11 protein-coding genes are annotated in these 18223 nt (G+C 63.2%); 8 read left to right on the top strand and 3 right to left on the bottom strand.

Going from position 1 to position 18223, the window contains the following annotated elements; genetic code table 11:
- Positions 1-85: 85 nt before the first annotated feature.
- The 5 genes from ACQY7R_RS28200 to ACQY7R_RS28180 all read left to right on the top strand — a co-directional run bounded on the left by ACQY7R_RS28200 (position 86) and on the right by ACQY7R_RS28180 (position 9921).
- Positions 86-1729, top strand: coding sequence for a hypothetical protein (locus ACQY7R_RS28200; RefSeq protein WP_428308858.1), 1644 nt, complete (start codon positions 86-88; stop codon positions 1727-1729).
- A 192-nt stretch (positions 1730-1921) separates the two neighbouring features.
- Complete coding sequence (locus tag ACQY7R_RS28195; RefSeq protein WP_428308857.1) at positions 1922-3364, top strand: DASS family sodium-coupled anion symporter; 1443 nt, start codon at positions 1922-1924, stop codon at positions 3362-3364.
- Positions 3365-3497: 133 nt separating this feature from the next.
- A complete protein-coding gene (locus ACQY7R_RS28190; RefSeq protein WP_428308856.1) occupies positions 3498-8006 on the top strand; it encodes a DUF1549 domain-containing protein in 4509 nt (1502 codons plus the stop codon).
- A gap of 266 nt (positions 8007-8272) precedes the next feature.
- Positions 8273-9316, top strand: a complete 1044-nt coding sequence (locus ACQY7R_RS28185) for an SdrD B-like domain-containing protein (RefSeq protein ID WP_428308855.1) — start codon at positions 8273-8275, stop codon at positions 9314-9316.
- Between the two features lie 32 nt (positions 9317-9348).
- Complete coding sequence (locus ACQY7R_RS28180; protein WP_428308854.1) at positions 9349-9921, top strand: DUF2585 family protein; 573 nt, start codon at positions 9349-9351, stop codon at positions 9919-9921.
- 132 nt (positions 9922-10053) lie between these two features.
- Here the strand turns inward: ACQY7R_RS28180 and ACQY7R_RS28175 are convergent, their stop codons facing one another.
- Complete coding sequence (locus ACQY7R_RS28175) at positions 10054-10854, bottom strand: undecaprenyl-diphosphate phosphatase (protein ID WP_428308853.1); 801 nt, start codon at positions 10852-10854, stop codon at positions 10054-10056.
- 389 nt (positions 10855-11243) lie between these two features.
- On the opposite strand from ACQY7R_RS28175, the gene ACQY7R_RS28170 reads away from it, so the two are divergent.
- The 3 genes from ACQY7R_RS28170 to ACQY7R_RS28160 all read left to right on the top strand — a co-directional run bounded on the left by ACQY7R_RS28170 (position 11244) and on the right by ACQY7R_RS28160 (position 16015).
- Positions 11244-12089 carry a DUF4339 domain-containing protein gene (locus tag ACQY7R_RS28170; protein WP_428308852.1) on the top strand — a complete coding sequence of 282 codons (846 nt, stop codon included), beginning with the start codon at positions 11244-11246 and terminating at the stop codon, positions 12087-12089.
- 169 nt (positions 12090-12258) lie between these two features.
- The gene (locus ACQY7R_RS28165) at positions 12259-13974 is read left to right on the top strand and encodes a hypothetical protein (RefSeq protein WP_428308851.1); all 1716 of its coding nucleotides are present in this window, start codon (positions 12259-12261) and stop codon (positions 13972-13974) included.
- A 151-nt stretch (positions 13975-14125) separates the two neighbouring features.
- On the top strand, positions 14126-16015 hold the full coding sequence (locus tag ACQY7R_RS28160) for a hypothetical protein (RefSeq protein ID WP_428308850.1): 1890 nt from the start codon (positions 14126-14128) through the stop codon (positions 16013-16015).
- Positions 16016-16206: 191 nt separating this feature from the next.
- On the opposite strand, the gene ACQY7R_RS28155 is transcribed toward ACQY7R_RS28160, so the two are convergent.
- Both ACQY7R_RS28155 and ACQY7R_RS28150 read right to left on the bottom strand, forming a co-directional pair.
- Positions 16207-17139, bottom strand: a complete 933-nt coding sequence (locus ACQY7R_RS28155) for a hypothetical protein (RefSeq protein WP_428308849.1) — start codon at positions 17137-17139, stop codon at positions 16207-16209.
- Positions 17140-17265: 126 nt separating this feature from the next.
- Entirely contained in the window at positions 17266-18075 is an 810-nt protein-coding gene (locus ACQY7R_RS28150; protein WP_428308848.1) for a hypothetical protein, read from the bottom strand.
- Positions 18076-18223: the final 148 nt, after the last annotated feature.

Here is an 18223-nt window from a genome sequence, read left to right as displayed (position 1 = left end):
AAGTCGACGCCGCTGCGAAGGATAGCTAGCTCCGAACGTTCAGATCAACGCGGTCAGCCAAATGCCTGACCAATCGAGGTAAGCGATGAACTCCAATAGCTCCGCCTTCCGCAAGATCGTCTACGTGCTCATCCTGATGATGATCGCGGCGCCGATCGTTTGGCTCGGCCGGCCCTCAAGCCCCGGCGATCAAGGCGGCGTGCTCGCGAAGGAGCGAACCGAAGCTCGCCTTGGGCAAGCTGACCTCGGCGCCATCGACCCCGCGAGCGAAACCATCCGCCTCGCGACGCTCGGACTCCGCGGCATCGCCGTGACGATGCTCTGGAACGCCGCCAACAACTACAAGAAGACCGAAGACTGGACCGCGTTCCAATCGACGCTCGAACAACTCGCCCGCCTGCAGCCTTACTTCATCAAGGTGTGGCAGTACCAGGCCTGGAATCTGTCGTACAACGTTTCGGTCGAACTCGACAACGTCCGCGACCGCTTCTACTACGTGAAGCAGGGCATCCAGTACCTGCTCGAAGGGGTCGGCTACAACCGCGACCATCCTCGTCTGCTCGACGACCTCGGCTGGTTCACCGGCAACAAGGTCGGCCGCGCCGACGAGCACGAGATCTACCGCAAGCTCTACAAGCTCGATGAAGAGCTCAACCCCGACGATAACCCAGCGCTCCGCGACAATTGGTTGGCGTCGAAGCGTTGGTACGAGCAAGCCGTCGCGGCGGTCGACGAAAAGGGTCAGTCCCTGTCGACGATGAATCCAACGACCTTTTTCGATTCGCCGGCGCGTTCGCAAATCAGCCACGCCGAAGCCCTCGAAGAAGAAGGCACCTTCGGCGAAACGGCGAAACGCGCGTGGCGCGAAGGCGCCCGGCTCTGGAAGGAGTACGGCGACCGCGAGATGAAGTCGACCGACGATTTCCTGATCGCGCTCAACGACGAAACGAAGTGGAAGCTTGAAGCCGCTCGCCTTCGCAACGAGCTTGATGCACTAAGCCCGGGCATTGAGCAGAAGATGAAAGACGACGCTCAGGCGGAATTGACGCCTGATCAGCGCCGCGTCTGGGAATCTTCGCCGATGAGCCCGACGCCGGACGAGCAAAAGTGGCAGCAAGAGGCTTCGGCGTTGATGGACGTCACGGTCGCGAAGATCGCCGCGCGAATCGCGAAAGATCAGCCAGACAAGGCCGCTCAGGCGCAGAGCTTGGCGACTCGCATCGAAGACGCGAATCGTCGCGCCAATCTGATTGGCAGCAATCGCGACGTTGCGAACTACGAGTATTGGCGGATCCGCTGCGACCTGGAGCAGACTCCCGAGTCGCTCAAGGCTCGCGAACTTGCGCATCAGGCGGCGCTGCGGTTCAAAGACGCCGATCCGGAAGCGGCGATGGGACTCTACGAACAATGCTTCGTCGAGTGGGGCAAGGCGCTCGATCAGTTCCCGGAAATGCCGCGTGATTCAACCACCGGCGGCGATCTCATGGAGTTTATTGACGCTTACGCGAAGGTGTTGGAGCAACTCGACTTGAGTCTCGAAGACGAAGAAGTCGCCAATCGGTTCGCCTTATGGGAATTGCTGGAAATCAATGATCAGTCGCGGAAGTACGATGGGGCGATCGCAGCTCACAAAGCTCGCGAAGCCGGCTTGCCTGTTCCGAAACCTGGCGAGCAGAAGACCGGCGAACCCGGTTCGCTGATCAATCCGGCCGAAGCCTTACCGCAGTGATCGGCTGGCTAGAAACAAACTGAAGTCGAGGGGTGTTAGCTCTAGCGATTTTCAGTAGCATGATGGGCGTTCGCCCGAACAACTTCAAAGCGTGGCGAAGACGTTGCTTCTTCGCCACGCTCTTTTTTTAACGCTTCGCTGATTCCCGTCCTCGTCCGCCCTTTCCTGCCGCTCAGCGCATGGAGCCGTGGCTTGTCTGACTCCTCGCGCCAATTAGGCGATTCGTTGGCCCGTTGGGCCCCGGTGCTTGCCGTCGGCGGCGCGATGGTCGCCGCCGGACCGCCGGACGGGCTCACGATGAACGCTTGGTGGTTTGCCTCGGTCTTCATCGCGACGATCGTCGGCTTCCTCACGCGCCCCCTGGCAATGGGGCCGCTCGTTCTCGTGGCCTTGTTGACGTTGCTGTTTGCTGGTGCGTTCGGCACAGGCGCCAAAGCGGTCGAGGGCATGTTGAGCGGCTTCGCCGACGCGACGGTCTGGCTCGTCGTCGCGGCGTTTTTGCTGTCGGGAACGGTCGTCCGCACCGGCTTCGGCCGGCGGATCGCACTCATGCTGATCCGCTCGCTGGGGCAAACGACCCTGGGGCTCGGCTACGCAATCGCCGGCAGCGAGTTAATCCTCGGCCCGATCATTCCCGCCGCCACAGCTCGCGGAGGCGCCGTGATGGCGCCGATCGTCAATTCGCTCGCTCTCGCGCTCGGCGCTACGCCCCACGGCGAACGTCGCCGCACCGGCGGGTACTTGGTGCTCTGCGGGGCGCACGCCAATCTCATCGCGTCCGCGATGTTCTTCACCGGCATGGCGGCGAACCCGCAGCTTGCGATCTTCGCCCGCGATGCGCTCGGCGTCGACGATTGGGACTGGATAAATTGGCTTCGCGGCAGTTGGCCGATGGGGCTAGTCGGCTTCGCGCTGCTGCCATGGATCTTATTCAAACTCCACAAGCCCGACCTCACTCACTCGCCCGAGGCGCGGCAGGAGGCGGTCGACGAATTGAAGGCGATGGGCCCTTGGAGCGGCAAGCAAATCGCCGTCGGCTTGCTGCTCGTGGCAATGGTGATCGCCTGGGCCCTCGAGCCCTACCATGGCGTCTACGCCGCTGGGATCGCCCTCGCCGGAATTGCCGTCATTCTCATCCTGAATATCGACCGCTGGACTGATCTTACCGGCGATCGAGCCGCTTGGGATTCGCTCATTTGGCTCGGGGGCCTCGTCGGCATGGCGAAGTATCTCAAGAGCGAAGGAGTCATCGACTGGTTCGCCGCGCTCATGAGAGACCAGGTCGTCGGCCTGCATGGCGTCACCGCCGCCGTGGCGCTTGGGCTGATTTACTTTTTCTCGATGTACGCGTTCTCGATGATGACCGGACACATTATGGCGATGGCGGGGGCGTTTTTCGTCGTCGCCCACGCCGCGGGCAGCCCGGCGATGCTGATCATTCCGATGATCTCGTACTTTTCGAATCTGTGCGGCTGCCTGACGAACTACTCTACCGGGCAGGTCGTCATTTACTCCGGCTTCGACTACGTGACGACCCGCCGCTGGTTTGCCGTCGGCTTCGGCGTGGCGGTGTTCCACCTCGTCGTGTGGCTCGGCATTGGGCTGCCGTATTGGAAGCTGATTGGGTGGTGGTGAGGGCTGCCGAGAGGGGATTTACCGGCTCTAGCGGTTGCCCGGAGAGGCCGGCAGTGCGAAGTCATCGCCCCTTTTGCGGCCGTTCGGTTATAATCGAAGAGTCGTTTTGGCCCGCTGCCGCAGGTCTCTCTTCATGCCGGAATGTCCTCTCAGGTCGCTGCGTCTTCGTTTCGGCGCGGTGCTATGCGCCTTGCTGGCGATTGGCGGCGTTGCTCAGGGTGACGCCGTCTCGCCCGCGGAACTCGCCCCCGTCAGCTACCAGCGCGAGGTACTGCCGATTCTGCGCGCCAACTGCCAAGGTTGTCACCAGCCGGCGCGACTCGAAGGGGGCGTCGATCTGACGGCCCGTGCAGGCTTGTTTGGCGCGGGCGATAGCGGCCTCGCCGTCGTGACGCCCAGCAACGTCGACGCGAGCGAACTGCTCGCGCAAATCACACCCGATGAAACCGGCGCGGCCGCGATGCCGAAGGATGGTAAGCCGCTCGCTGCTGAGCAGATTCTGCTGCTGACGCGGTGGGTCACGGAAGGCGCCAAGATCGATGCCGAATCGGACCGCCCTCACTTCGACGCCGAGCACCCGCCGACATACAGCAAACCGGCGACGATCACCGCGCTCGACGTTTCTCCGGACGGAGCATTGATCGCCGTTTCGGGCGTCAACGAAACATTACTGCTCGATGCGAAAGCCGCCGCCCAAGGCGAGCGCCTCGTTGTGCGCCGCTTGATTGGCTTGTCGTCGCGCGTCGAATCGCTCCGCTTCTCGCCCGATGGGTCGAAGCTTGCCGTCGTCGGCGGTCAGCCGGGCGAACTTGGCGAGTTGCAAATCTGGGACGTCGCGGGCGGCGAGTTGCTTGTCTCGCGCACTGCGACGGCCGACACACTGAGCGGCGCTGCGTGGAGTCCCGACGGAAAATCGATTGCCTTCGGCGGCTCCGACAGTAATCTCCGCGTCGTCGCGGCGGAAGATGGCGTCCAGCAAATTGAACAAGGCGCCCACTCCGACTGGGTGCTCGACGCAGTGTTCTCCGTTGACGGCAAGCATGTCGTCACGGGCTCGCGCGATCAGACGCTTAAGCTCGTTGAAACAGCATCGGGCCGCTTCGTCGACAACATCACGGCCGTCTCGCCCGGCGTTCCCGGCGGACCGATCTTCGCGATCGCTCGTCACCCGCAACGCGACCTCGTGGCGGTCGGCGGCGGCGAGGGAATTCCGCGAACCTACATGATGCACCGCGTCGTCGAGCGGAAGATCGGCGACGACAGCAATCTTGTGCGGGCCTACCCCGCGATGCCGGGCCGCATCTTTGCCGTGGCGTTCAGCCCCGACGGCACGCGCCTCGCCGCGGCCAGCAGCCACGAGGGGCGCGGGCATGTACAACTCTTCAATGTCCCCGACGCGCTGCTGCCTCCGGATGACGTGAAGCTGATTCAAGGCAAAACAGTCGACCAACGCTCGCCCGAAGAAAAGGCCCGCATCGAAGCTTACAACCGCGACGGCGCCGAGCTGGTGGCGACCGCGACCGGCGAGTTGCCGCCGGTCTACGCGATTGCGTTTCAGGCTGACGGCAAGGGCCTCGTCACCGGCGGGGCTGATGGCGTGGTAAGAATTCACGCGCCCGAAGATGGACGACTCCTGGCGGAGTTCAATGCGTTTGAACTGACGCTCGTTGACGCCGCCGCGCCGATCGCCGCCGACGCCAATCAGCCGCCAGTTGAATTCCTCACCGACGTGATGCCGGTGCTCGCCAAGCTCGGCTGCAACTCGGGGACTTGCCACGGTTCACGCGAAGGGCAAAACGGTTTTATGCTGTCGCTCCGCGGGTACAACCCGCTGGGCGATCATCGTGCGCTCACCGACGATCTGGCCGCTCGCCGCATCAACCGCGCGGATCCCGCGGCAAGCTTAATGCTGATGAAGGCGATCGGCGCCGTGCCGCACGGGGGCAACGCCGTCACCGAAGTCGGCTCGCGGCGGTATGAAGTCATGCGTCGGTGGATTGCCGAGGGCGCCCGCTTTAATCCCGACGCCCCAAGGGTCGTGTCGATCGCGCTCGCCCCGCAAAACCCGGTGGTGAACGACACCGACGAAACGCTCGCAATGCAGGTGATCGCCCGCTACAGCGACGGCAGCGAACGCGACGTTACCGAGGACGCCTTCATCGAAAGCGGCGATACCGAAACGGCCACCGCCGACGCGACTGGACGGGTGACCGCCCTCCGCCGCGGCGAAGCGCCCCTGCTCGCCCGTTACGAAGGCGCCTACGCGGCGACGACGCTCACCGTAATGGGCGATCGCGAAGGGTTCGCTGCGGAGCCGCAGCCGGTTTACAACCACATCGACGAACTCGTCGACGCGAAGCTCGCTCGCATGAAGATCGCCGCGAGCGGACTTTGCACCGACCAAGAATTCTTGCGACGCGTCCACCTCGATCTCACCGGCCTGCCGCCGACGGCCGACCAGGTGCGGGCGTTTCTCGCCGACGATCGCGACAGCCGCACGAAGCGCTCCGCCGTCATCGATGAATTAATCGGCAGCGACGACTTCATTGAGCATTTCACGAACCGCTGGGCCGACCTGTTGATGGTGAACGGCAAGTTCCTCGGCAGCGAAGGCGCCGCGGGCTTCCGCCAGTGGATCCGCACCGCCGTCGCGGAGAATCGCCCGTACGATCAATTCGTGCACGAGATTTTCACGGCCGCCGGTTCGAACCGCGAGCATCCGGCTGGTTCGTACTTCAAGGCGCTCCGCACGCCCGACCTGATGGCGGAGACCTCGACGCAGGTCTTCCTCGGCGTTCGTTTCAACTGCAACAAATGCCACGACCATCCATTTGAAAAGTGGACGCAAGACAACTACTACGGTTGGGCGGCGTACTTCGCCGACGTGAAGCTGGAGAAAGATCCCGCCAGCGGTGATCGCACCGTGTCGGGTTCCGCGGTCGAGGCGGCGCAACCGCTGTTTGAGATCGTCGCGGATACTCCCGGCGGCGTGATGACGCACCTCCGTACCGGCAAGCCGGCCCCGGCGAAGTTCCCGTTCCCAGTGAAGAGTCCCCGCACCGAGAATGAGCAAGCGAATCAAACGCTCCGCCAGCAGGCTGCCGACTGGATCGCCTCCGCCGAAAACCCGTACTTCGCCAGCAGCTACGCCAACCGCGTGTGGGCTCACCTGCTCGGCGCCGGCCTCATCGGACCGATCGACGACATCCGCGCCGGCAACCCGGCGACCAACCCCGAGCTGCTCGCGTACCTCACCGACGAGTTCGTCGGCAGCAAGTTCGACGTGCGGCAACTCATTCGCCTCATTTGCAACTCGCGAACGTATCAGCTCTCGCACCAAACGAATCGCTGGAACGCCGACGATCTGCGGAATTACTCGCACGCCCTGCCCCGTCGGTTGCCGGCCGAAGCGCTCTACGACGCGGTTTTCCGCGTTGTTGGTTCGAAGTCGCAGTTCCCCGGCGTGCCGGCGGGAACGCGGGCGGCGGCGCTGCCTGATTCGATGATCGAAGTCGAAAGCGGCCTGCTGTCGAAGCTCGGCCGCCCCGCCCGCGAGAGCGGCTGCGAATGCGAACGATCGAGCGATCTGCAGCTTGGGCCCGTGATGGCGCTGCTCAACGGACCGACGTTTGCTGCGGCAATCAGCGATCCTGACAGCGAGCTGGCGAAGCTCGCCGCGGCGACCGCAGACAACGAAAAGCTTGTCGACGAAGTCTTTGTGCGCGTACTGAATCGCGCACCGACGCCTGAAGAACGATCAGCCGGCGTCGAAATGCTTGCCGCGCCGAGCGATGAAGGCGCCGTCCTCGCAGCGGCCGTCGCCGCGCGGGCTGCGGCGCTCGAACCGGGGTTCAATGCGTGGCGGGCCGCGAATCGACCGGTCGAATGGAAAACTCTCGCGGCACTCGGAGCGACGCCCAGCATGGGCGCTACGCTCACCGCCGTCGACGATGGGTCGATTGTTTCCACCGGCGGCACGGGGCTAGGGACGTACAAACTCACGTTCGAGGCGCCGCTCGGCGAAATCCGCGCGATCCGTTTGGAGACGCTTGCTGACGACCAGTTCCCCGCCCGCGGCCCCGGCCGGGGGCCAGACGGCAACTTTGTGCTCAGCGAGATTCGGGCGTTCGCGTCTGACGCGGCGTCGCCCGATAAGCTTCGGCGCTTGAAATTCCGCACCGCCGAGGCTGATTTCGGCCAGGACGGGTACGACGTCGCGCGGGCCATCGACGGCAAAGCCGAAACCGGCTGGGCGATTGCTCCGCAGTTCGGCCAAACGCACACGGCGATCTTCACGCTCTCGCGGCCGCTCGTCGCTCGAGCGAGAACGCGAATCACCATCGAACTTGATCAGCAGTTCCTCGGCGGCAATCATTTGCTGGGCCGGGTCCGCATCGCCACCACCGCCGCCGAAGCCACCCTCACACAGCCTGAGCAGCCGGCGCCGTGGCGAGCCCTCCTTGCCGCGCGTGAGCTGAGCGAGCCCGAGCGAGCCAAGCTGCTCGGCCATTACCTGCAGAGCGACGCCGAGTATCGCTCGCTCGAAGAGGCGGCCCGCCTGCTCGCCAATCCGCGACTCGCAGCGGTGCAGGATCTTGCATGGGCGCTCATCAACAGCCCGGCGTTCTTGTTTAATCACTAATCCGCCTTGCAGCCGGTAAACTCGCCTGCGATGCAGTTGCCAGCACGCTGGCAAACGAGTGCTGTAAGCAACCGCGCCGCGCCGTCATCGCTTGGCGCCGCTTGCACCCGCACAATCGTCAAGCTTTCGCACACACTAAATCTTCCGTGCGGCCCCGTCCGATGAGGATCCGGCAGACGCCGCGCTCCCGCGCCGAGGTACGCCTCCGCGCGCTGGTCGGCGTTCGATCCGCAGTCGCCCGCCCCTTCCCGCCGCCTGCCTCCGCTATGCCACCCTCTACGCCAGCGTGTCGCCGCGTCTGCTGCGTGGAGCGTATGGAATCGCGGCTGCTGATGGCCGTCGATTTGGCGCCGCCGCTGCAGCAACCCGCCGAGTCCGTGTTGTTCCCCGATGGCGACCTGTTCCTTCCCGGCAGCATTGCCGGTCGAGTGGTCGCCGTCTCCGCAGCCAATAGCCAACCGGTCGCCGGCGACGCCGGCATCAGTGGCGTGCGGATCGAACTCCTCGCCGACGACGGTCGCGTCGTGGCCGAGACGCTAACCGACGCCGAGGGACGCTACGACTTCCCCGCGCTCGAACCAGGCGTCTACGCGATCCGCGAAACGCAGCCAGTCGGTTATGACGACGGGCCCGAGTGGCTTGGCATCAGCGGCGGGTGGAGCGAAGCGAACGATCTCATCAGCCAGATCGTCGTGATGCCGGGGGACGACCTCACCGGCTACGATTTCGCCGAGCGGTTCGCAGAGGTCGACGAAGCGGAGGAACCGACGCCCAACGAGCCGACGCCGAATCCGACGCCGATGCCGATGCCGATTCCCGAACCGGAGCCGCCGCTACCCGCGTCGCCGTGGGCCGGGTTCGTTTTGCCGCTGACGATCGAGGAGTCGCAGCCTGTTGCCGCTGCCGTTGAGCAACAAAAGGTCGTCGAATCGCCCGCGGCTGCAGCCGACAATGCAAGCCCGCTGTCGCGACGCCGCGCTGACAAACAATACGCTGGCGGCGGCGATGTGCAGAACGAGTCGAAGCTCGACCTCGACGCAGCGATCAGCGAAGGTTATGAGCTGCTGACGATGCTGTTCGACGTCTTCGCGGCGAACGATCAGCCAGGCGCCGCATTCGCGCCCGCCGCCCACGAAGAAGCAGAGCCAACCGAAAAGGCTGAACGGGACGCGGCGCGCGAACAGGCGTTTGAGCTGCATGCCGCTCCGCCCGTCGCTGAAGTCGCGACGCCTCCGGCCACGCAGCCTGGAAGCACTCCGGTGGAACGCACCGAGACGTGGCGGCAAGTCGCCAGCAAGCCAGCGGCTTAACCCACTTCGGGCGCGGCCCGGCCAGGTCCGCGATGACTCACCCACTAATCCGCCGCCACTGGGGAGCGCTCGCCGTCGCGGCAGTCGCCGTGGCGATGGTGGTTGCGGTCCGCCTCGAGGGCCGCGTCTGGTTCTGCGAATGCAATCGCCTGCTGTTCTGGGTCGGCGACGCGAATAGCAGCCACACCTCGCAGCATCTGCTCGACCCGTACAGCTTCACCCATTTTCAGCACGGGCTGATTTTCTACTGGGCGCTCGCGTGGCTCGTCCCGCGCTGGTCGTGGCAGGGACGACTCGTGGCGGCGACCATGATCGAAGCGTTGTGGGAAATCGTCGAGAACTCTGAGTTCGTCATTAACCGCTATCGCGAAGCGACTGCGGCGCTCGGCTACACGGGCGATTCGGTGGTCAACTCGCTCGGCGACCTGCTCTCTTGCGTCATCGGCTTCGCGATAGCCGGCCGTATCGGCTGGCGGTGGACGTTAGCCCTGTTCGTCGGCATCGAAGCAGGGCTGCTACTCTGGATCCGCGACAGCCTCTTGCTCAACGTGCTAATGCTCTTTCGGCCGGTTGAAGCGATCAAAAACTGGCAACTTGGCCAGTGAGCAGCAACGTTAGCGACTTTCAATCAGCTAGCCCAGCGACTGTTGCTGCAACGCAAGAAAAACGCATACCCACGCGAATCGACCAGAATTAAATTAGTCATCCGCGAAGATTGGGGGCGTTCTCGGGCTGAACTATTTCAACAGTTGCCAACCCGTCACCACGATGCCGAGCGGCACCAGGTAGTAGACGAACAGCTCAAGCCGGCCGCGGCGGAGCATTCGCAGAAGAACCCAAAGGGCGGCGATGCCGACTAACATCGAAACGATGAAGCCAAGGGCGAGCGTGGGAATGGGGGTGCTCGTAGTTCCTTTATCGACCGCGTCTTTGATCTTCAGCAGTCCGGCGCCGCCGATAACGGGTATTGCCATCAAAAACGAGAACGTCGCGGCCGCCTCGCGGCGCAAACCGAGTCCGACGCCGCTCGAAATCGTCAGACCGCTCCGCGAAACGCCGGGCAGAATCGCGGCGGCTTGAAAGAAGCCAATCACGACTGCTTTCCAAGTGGGCGTGTCTGGGTAATCAATTTCCCCTTCCTTCGTGCGCCCGAGCCACCACAGGGCGGCGGCGGTAATGAAGAACCCGAAGCCAGCGAACAAGGGGCTTTCGAGGAGCCATTTGGTCGTCTCGTCGGGAAGGCCTTTCTCGATGCCGACGCCAATGACGCCGGCCGGAATCGTGGCGGCGATCAGCGGAAGGATCGCGCGGCGGTTCGTCGTGAGCAGACGGATGATCTCGCGACGGTAGAAAATGAGGACCGACGCGAGCGTGCCGAGGTGAAGCACGATCGTCGTTTCGAGGAGGTCGGGGACTTCACCCTTGCCGCCCGCCTGCAGCAGCGCGTTGACGACGGCGAGGTGCCCGTCGCTGGAGATCGGCAGGAATTCGGTGATGCCCTGGACGATCGCCAGAAGAATCATTTCAAAAATAGACATAGTAGCCGCCGGTCAACGACCGGCCGGAGCGGTTCTAGGTGGCCGGTGAAATACTAACCACGAAGGCACTAGGGCCACAAAGAAGCACAAAACAACGCAAAAAAGAGAAGAACTGCCGAGGTGGCGTCCTCGCTTCCTTTGTGACTTCTGTGCTTTTTGGCGGCTCCGTTCGAATGGCCTTCGTGGTGAAACAAACGCGGTTCGCTCCGGCAGCTCGTTGAGCCGCGGCTGCAGGAAGTCGGCTGTGGGGCGCGGGACGTACCACTATAGCTTTTTAACGGCGGGTGGGGCTGGGCCGGTTTTTCCGGCGGATATGATCGGCCGTCGCCATGGGCGCGTAGGTTGGCCAGCCATCGTGCGGGGGATAGACTGGAGAGACGGCTCGCGGCATGTTTCGCGGCGAGCTTCGGCAGCGAACAGGAAGCGGCATGGGCGTGCGGTTTGAGTGTCCCGCGGGGCACAAACTTCATGTGAAGGCAGAACTGGCCGGCAAGCGTGGAATTTGCCCCGAGTGCGGGGTGAAGTTCATCGTGCCGAGTTTCAGCGGCCAGCGCGTGCCCGAAGATAACGGGCCGGCCGAAGGGACAACCGCCACGATCTCTGGTCCCGCTGCGACGTCCTCGACTTCCATGCCGCCGATTGCGAAGTCGGTGCCGGGCGCTCAGCCGCCGCCAGCGGTGGAAGCGGCCACGTGGTTCATTCGCCCCGCCAGCGGCGGACAGTTCGGCCCGGCCGACGATGCAACGTTCGCTCAATGGGTGACCGAGGGGCGCGTCGCCAACGACAGCTGGGTTTGGCGAAACGGCTGGGCTGACTGGAAGCCAGGGGGCGACGCGCTGCGAGACTTCAAAGCGAGGCCAACGCCGAACGCTCCGCCGACGGCAGCGGCGTCGACCCTCTTTGAAACAAGCTTCGACGTTGAAGAGCCGATGCCGGCGGTCGGCGCGACGACCGCAAAGGCTGCGGCGCACATCGAACAGACCGGCTCTGATGCGCGGCGTGCCGAAATGCGGCGACGGAAGCAGCAAGTCCGGACGTTTTCGATCGTGCTGTCGATCGTCGCGCTGGTGATGCTGGTGATGCTGGTGTTCGTGCTGTCGCGCGGCGGGGAGGAAGAGACGCCGGCGGATGAGACCAAGCCTGCAGTGGCTCCGCCCGCGGCGACCGAGCCTGCTGCGGAAACGACGCCGGTCGAGAAGCCGCCAGCGCCTGAGGCGGGCGTGGTGGCGGAGTGAGCGAGCTTCTTTCGGTGCATCTGAATAGAGGCTGGTATCTTTATTCCCGTCTCGTTGCTCGCCTCTGCGGATAACTTCGCCTACTTTTCCGTGATTCGCTCCGGCCGGTCGTTGACCGACGGCTGCGAGGTGGGTGCGGACCGCGAAGCGTGCGGCTAGAATGTGCTGCATGGCGCTCACGTTCGTTCTGCTGCTGGTCACTGCCGTTAGTTTCGTTGGGCTTGTTTCGCTGTGGGCAGCGCGCAGCCGGCGCCATTGGTTCTGGCGCATGGGCGCATTGACGGTGCTCTGGACATTGCTGGCGCAATTGCGTTCGGAAGTTCCTTTGGCGCTCTTTGCGATTCAGAGTTTGACAATCGTCGGGCCAAGCGTCGCTTTCCAAGCTTGGCAGACGCGACGACGGCGGAGAGCCGCTGAATTGCCGCCAGACGCCGCTCGCGCCCCTCGTTGGCGGTTTTCCGTTCGGGACGTCCTCCTCACGACGCCGATTCTGGCTGGCTTCGCGTCGACGTATCCGTCGCTTGCCGCGACTAGAGATGGAATCGATCACATACCATGGACGTTTGCAATCATAGGCGGGATTGTCTTTGGCTTGATGACGCTGCTTGCGGGAGGGGCGGCGCTGAGTTGGCGCTGGTTTGTCTTCGGACTGATTGCAGCGTTGCCGGTTGCCGGGCTGATCGGGTACGGTTTTGAGCAGATCGATCCGGGAGTCCTTGAATATGTGCTCGACGTCGGCCTTGAGACTGACGTGTTCACGGAATACTGGCAGGTTTGGATGGCTGTGATTTGCGGAGCATGGTGGGGAGCGATTGCGAACCAATATGTTTTCAATCGCGGCAGCCGTCGCGGGGCCGTTTCGTTGAGGAGAGGCGTTGCTGTGTGGGCGATTGTCTTGTCGCCGCTGCCAGCCTACGTCTATTTCCGCCTGATGACGCCGCCAGACATTCCGCAGGTTGCGCTTCCGCAGACGAATGGTTTCGACGACCTAGTTGCTGCCGGCAAGGGGCTCAACGTGCGGCTGATCAACTTCGCATCCGAAAGCCCGGTTGATCAGGTGGTCGCGGAACTCAATCGGCTCGATGAATACTTTGTGCTTGCTGAACAAGGTTTGAACCGCGGGTGCCAGCCGCCAGTGGACTATACCGGTCTCGCCCCGAACGACTACTCTGCTTGTCGAACACTCGCGCGAGCATTCTCGGCGAAGACCCGTGCAGCGATCGCTCAGGATCGCGTCGACGACGCGGTGCGTAACATTGAGTTGGCGTTTCGACTTGGGCTGGCGTGCCGCGTGGGCGGAACCGGTATAGATTACCTTGTTGGCGCCGCGTTCGAAGGCATCGCCGCATCTGATTTATGGGATGCACGCCAGGCGCTCAGCCGCGATCAGTGCATCGAGTTGATTGGCGCTCTGAGCCGCCATGCTGCCGCGGCGGAGCCAATTGCCGTGGTGCTGGAGCGTCATCGGATTCAAACGCAGCATGCGTACGGTCTCTACGGACAACTTCAGACGATCCTTTCCGATATCGGCGGGGAGACGTGGTTCCAGGATCGAGTTCGAACGGCCGTCGAACCGCGATATCGAGCCACTGTTGAACTGCTGAAGTGCGAGCTGGCAATTCGTGCCTATCAACTGGAGCATGGCCGCCTGCCGGCTAGCCTCGATTCGCTTGGGCCAGATTTGCTGTCTGCGGCGCCAACTGATCCATTCGATCTCGCAGGCGGGCCGTTGCGTTATCGACTCGGCGATGAAGGGTACGAACTCTACAGCGTTGGCCTGAACGGCGTTGATGACGGTGGAATCTCGATCGTCGACGAAGAGGAGGGCATTCCGTCGCCGCGCGGAGATTTCAGGCTGGACGCTATCTTCGACGAAGGCGATTGATAGCGGCGATCTCGGCGTTCGCCATTAAATGGCGGGTGAGCAAATGGTCCCGGAGCGGATTTAAACCTATTTTTGGTTTGCTCCGGCCGGTCGTTAACCGGCGGCTGCGGGACGGGTGCGAATTGCGACGCGCTTGGTTAGAATACGTCGCATGAATTCACCGCTTGCGATACTGTTATTCTCGGCGCTCACGACCAATGGTCTATTTGCTTTGTGGGCGGCGACGTCGCGGCGCGGTTGGTTTTGGCGGACGTCGCTTTGCTTGGGGTTTCTCGCACCCTTGTTGCTGATTCCAGCTTATGAGCCGCTGATTGCGCTGGTGCTGCAAGCCGCAGTGATCGTCGCCGCCGTCCAACTGAAGCGGTGGCGGCAGCAGTGGCGTGCAACGGCGCTGCCCGTCGCTGCATCGTCGCCGCGCTGGCGAATCTCGCTGCTGTCGATGTTGCAGGTCACGACCATCTTGGGCGTCGTCGCGGCGGTCGCTGCTCGAACTCCGGAACTAAATCGCTACGCCTGGCAGAGCATCATCGCCATTGGGCTTTGCAGCGGGGCGTCGCTGTCATTGGCCCTTTGGGCCAGTTGTCTCGACGGTAGCCGTCGGGTGATTGCGATCGGAGCGGCAATTGTCGTTGCTGCAGGTCTCGGGGTTCTGTTGGGTTTTCTGGATTTCTTTGTTTTGTCATCGCTTGGGGGAGGGTGGGTGCATGAAATTGCCGGCTTGGGGCTTTTCGTTCTCGCATATGATCGGGACGCCACGTCATTCATTGCGGAATGGGTATGGGTTCTTCCTGGAAGCGTCCTGGCCGTGCTGTGCGTGCGCGGGGCGTGGCTGGCAACCGTTCGGGCGATCACGGCGCCAAGAAGCCTTACCGCAAGGGTTTGTCTGAGCGTGATTCTCGCGGCGAGCATCGGCTTGGTAGCGACTCCAGCGTTGAGAACGCTATGGTTGCTGTCGACCCCAGAGGCGATCCCCGTGGCGGTACTTCCCAGTCCGAACGGTTTCGATGAATTGATGGCCGCGCAAGAGATGCTCGGCGACAACCTGATCATCGATTCTGGGAGTTTTGACCGCGACGCTGCCTCGCCGCAGCAATTGGCCGACGCGGTCAGCGAGGTCCGTGCTCCCATTGAACGCAGCGAGTCTGCTTTGCAGTCGCCCGTGATGCGTCTGCTCGACTACCACAGCTTGGATGCGCTCGATGTCGATTCGATTCAAGCGCGCCGGTCGATGGTCAGGGGGATGGATGCGGCTGGGAGGCTAGCGGAGGTGCAGGGTGATGAAACTGAGGCTCTGCGGTGGTATCTCAACTGCGTACGCCATGGCTTCGCCTCTCGCCGCGGCGGGTTGATTGTCGACGATCTCGTCGGAACCGCGTGCATCGGCATTGGGCTTTCCGGCGTGTACGAGCTGCGCGATCGACTAAGCAATCAGCAACGGGAGGCGACGGTTGAGATCATTGGCGAACTATTGGCGGATGTGGAGCCGATCGAAGAGGTGGAGCGACGAGACCGAGTGTGGACTCAGCGGGCGATGGGCTGGATGGCTCATTTGGGCCAATTGCTTGAGAGCGAGGAGGACGATCCGGGGAGCTATCGAATGCCTCGGCTTGCAGAAGCTGCGAAGTGTCGGCTGATGATGCTTGAACTTGCGCTCGAAACGTTCAAAAGCAGCCAAGGACGCTTTCCTGACCAATTGAGCGATCTGGCATTGGCGTCGCAACCAGGAGTGGTCGTCGATCCGTTTTCGCCGACTGAAGAGTCGTTCGTCTATCGCCCTGTGGGAGACGGTTACGCCCTGTACAGCGTCGGGGGGAATGGCGTCGACGATAACGGCGCGGCGCCCGACGACGGGCTCGCGGCATGGGCAAGCCCATCGGGGGATCTGAGCTTGGAGGGCGAATTCAATCCTCAGCCACAAGGGGTGGGGCCAGCCACTGCGGGTGGTGACAAGCCGACGTTCGGAGAGGAGTTTGAGTCGCTTCTAGATGCTGAGGAGAGTGCATCGGAAGCGGGGACCGCGGTCGAGTCGGACAGCGAGTAGGCAAACGCGCGGCGAGCATCATTAACTAGCGGGTAGCCCTGGTTGGCGTACTCGCCTACCAGGGCGGCGCAGCCGCGGGAGACACCACCTCACGAGCCGGCCTCTTGCGGCTGCGCCGCCCCGGTAGCCTCTGAGGGCGGCAACCGGGGCTACCCTTTCTATCGTTGCTCCGGCCGGTCGTTGACCGGCGGCTACGCCGTGGGGGCTAGTTCGCGCGCTGGGCGGAGTTCTTGCGGTTCGACGAACGCGGCTGTTGCGGTGAGCATCGCCGCGGCGAACGGGACCCAGCCGCTGGCCAGCGCGAATGACAGCCAGACGAAGCCGCCGGCGATCACGACGAGCGGGCGGGCCAGTCGCAGCCAGACGACGAACGGCATCAGCAACAAATAGAGCGTGATGATGTGGCTCCACGCCGCAACGAATCGCGGGTGATCGCCCAGGCCGCTGAGATCGATGAGCGGCATGTTCGGGCGGCCGGCGGCGAGCCAAATGCCCTCGCCGCTCCACCAAGCCGACTCGGGGGCGGCGAGTTGGGCCCAGCCCATCATCAGGCAGGCGAGCGCGATGTGAATTTGGATCAGCCGTAGCGAAATCGTGCTGAACGCGGACGGCGGTGCGGGCAGCGGCGAGTTCGTCGTGTGGCGGCGCCAGACCGCCTTCAGCGAAAACATGTCGTCGGCTTGACCGATGCACAGGTAAACGAGAATAAATGACAGGATCGATTCGAACTCTCCCGTCACGAGCGGGCCGCGGGCGAAGAAGCTAAACGCGACCGCCGTCGCGGCGAGGGCCGAAATCCGTCCGCCGATGCCGAGTGTGAACAGGCCGATGACGACGAGGGCCAGGTAGTACGCGGGCCACAGCATGTTCGCCGGCACGTAAAACAGCAGCGACCACTGGCCAGGGTAGAGGTTCTGCACCATGTCGAGCGGCAGCATGCCGCCCTCGCCAAACCAGACTTCGAGGTCGGGCGCGTACGTCGCCACGGCGTAGAACGCGAGCAGTCCGGCGGCGATGCGAATCAATCCCAGCGTGGCGGCCGACGACGGCGTGAACCAGAAACGATTCCACGCGGCGCCGACGGTGGCGTTGAGATCGTTGACGTAGTTGGTGACGGCTTGCATATCGAAATCCCCCTCCCTTGCAGGGAGGGGTTAGGGGAGGGATTTTTTTGGGGTAGCTGTCAGCGGTCGGCTTTCAGCAATCAACCATGCGGGAGAAGTTGCTTCCCGCCTGAAGGGCGAAGGCGATCAGTCTCCGGAGGCCGATTCGTTGCCAGTTGCAGGCGATGCCGCCGGCACATCAATTTTGGGCAACGCTGGAGTCGCCGCCTCCTCAGTCTTTGTTACCAGCGAACGCTGGCCGAGAGCGGCCTCGCGAATCCCTTGGTAGTGTTCTTCGAGCGGATCCCACACCATGAAAATCTTGATCGGCGGCGGTAGCGGCTTTTCGACGACTTGTTGCTTGAGCCCGCCTTCGCGCATCACGTAGGCGTAGGTGATGTCGGCTTCGATCGCTCGCGGCAGACGCTTCGAAGGAATCTTCACACAGCGGAGGAGGTACGATTCCTTCGGCAGATCTTTTGCGGCGACCCAGGGACCAGCGACCTGCAGCGGCAGGCTCGTGCGGAGGTCGTTGTTCTCTTCAAACAGATCGTCGAAGAACGCGACGTGGTAAGCGAGCTGCTGGTAACGCTGCCGGCGGATGCGAAGCTGGGCGTCGTCGTCGGGAAGCTCTGCGAGTACGGCATTGGGATCGTTCGGGGCGGCGTCAACCTTCACGAGCTGCAGGCGGTGAACGCCGTCGTCATCCTCGACGCCGGCCAGGTGAAAATCATACGCCAGATCCATCATGAGCGCCCGCAGGTATTGCCGGGCGATGGGGACGTTGCGGAGCGATTGGCCGACAAGCGACTTGCCGCCGCCGATGTTGATGGCGACGCCAATCAACAGGCAGAAGAGGTGGAGGATAATCAGCACCGTGGCGATGCTCTGCCAAGCCGGCGGCGAGGCGGCGGCAGCGGGACGCTTGGGGGGCGCTGCGGGACGCGTGGGTGGCATAGTCGGCTGGCTACGGCGGGAAAGGTGACGGCAAACCACCCAGCGTAGGCCGTTGGGGACTTGGATTCAACCGGCTGGCGTGCGGAGTAAGGGGTCGGGGGCCTTTTGCCACTAGAAGTTCTCCACTGAATTGACAATCGCCAGTGGC

This window comes from Lacipirellula sp. (assembly GCF_965279485.1).
Classification (GTDB): Bacteria; Planctomycetota; Planctomycetia; order Pirellulales; family Lacipirellulaceae; genus Lacipirellula.
This window is presented reverse-complemented; position numbering and strand designations above follow the sequence as displayed.

Excerpts from the sequence above, each read along its gene's own strand:
- ACQY7R_RS28200 (WP_428308858.1), top strand. The coding sequence starts at position 86 with ATGAACTCCAATAGCTCCGCCTTCCGCAAGATCGTCTACGTGCTCATC.
- ACQY7R_RS28190 (WP_428308856.1), top strand. The coding sequence starts at position 3,498 with ATGCCGGAATGTCCTCTCAGGTCGCTGCGTCTTCGTTTCGGCGCGGTG.
- ACQY7R_RS28185 (WP_428308855.1), top strand. The coding sequence starts at position 8,273 with ATGCCACCCTCTACGCCAGCGTGTCGCCGCGTCTGCTGCGTGGAGCGT.
- ACQY7R_RS28180 (WP_428308854.1), top strand. The coding sequence starts at position 9,349 with ATGACTCACCCACTAATCCGCCGCCACTGGGGAGCGCTCGCCGTCGCG.
- ACQY7R_RS28175 (WP_428308853.1), bottom strand. The coding sequence starts at position 10,854 with ATGTCTATTTTTGAAATGATTCTTCTGGCGATCGTCCAGGGCATCACC.
- ACQY7R_RS28170 (WP_428308852.1), top strand. The coding sequence starts at position 11,244 with ATGTTTCGCGGCGAGCTTCGGCAGCGAACAGGAAGCGGCATGGGCGTG.
- ACQY7R_RS28165 (WP_428308851.1), top strand. The coding sequence starts at position 12,259 with ATGGCGCTCACGTTCGTTCTGCTGCTGGTCACTGCCGTTAGTTTCGTT.
- ACQY7R_RS28160 (WP_428308850.1), top strand. The coding sequence starts at position 14,126 with ATGAATTCACCGCTTGCGATACTGTTATTCTCGGCGCTCACGACCAAT.
- ACQY7R_RS28155 (WP_428308849.1), bottom strand. The coding sequence starts at position 17,139 with ATGCAAGCCGTCACCAACTACGTCAACGATCTCAACGCCACCGTCGGC.
- ACQY7R_RS28150 (WP_428308848.1), bottom strand. The coding sequence starts at position 18,075 with ATGCCACCCACGCGTCCCGCAGCGCCCCCCAAGCGTCCCGCTGCCGCC.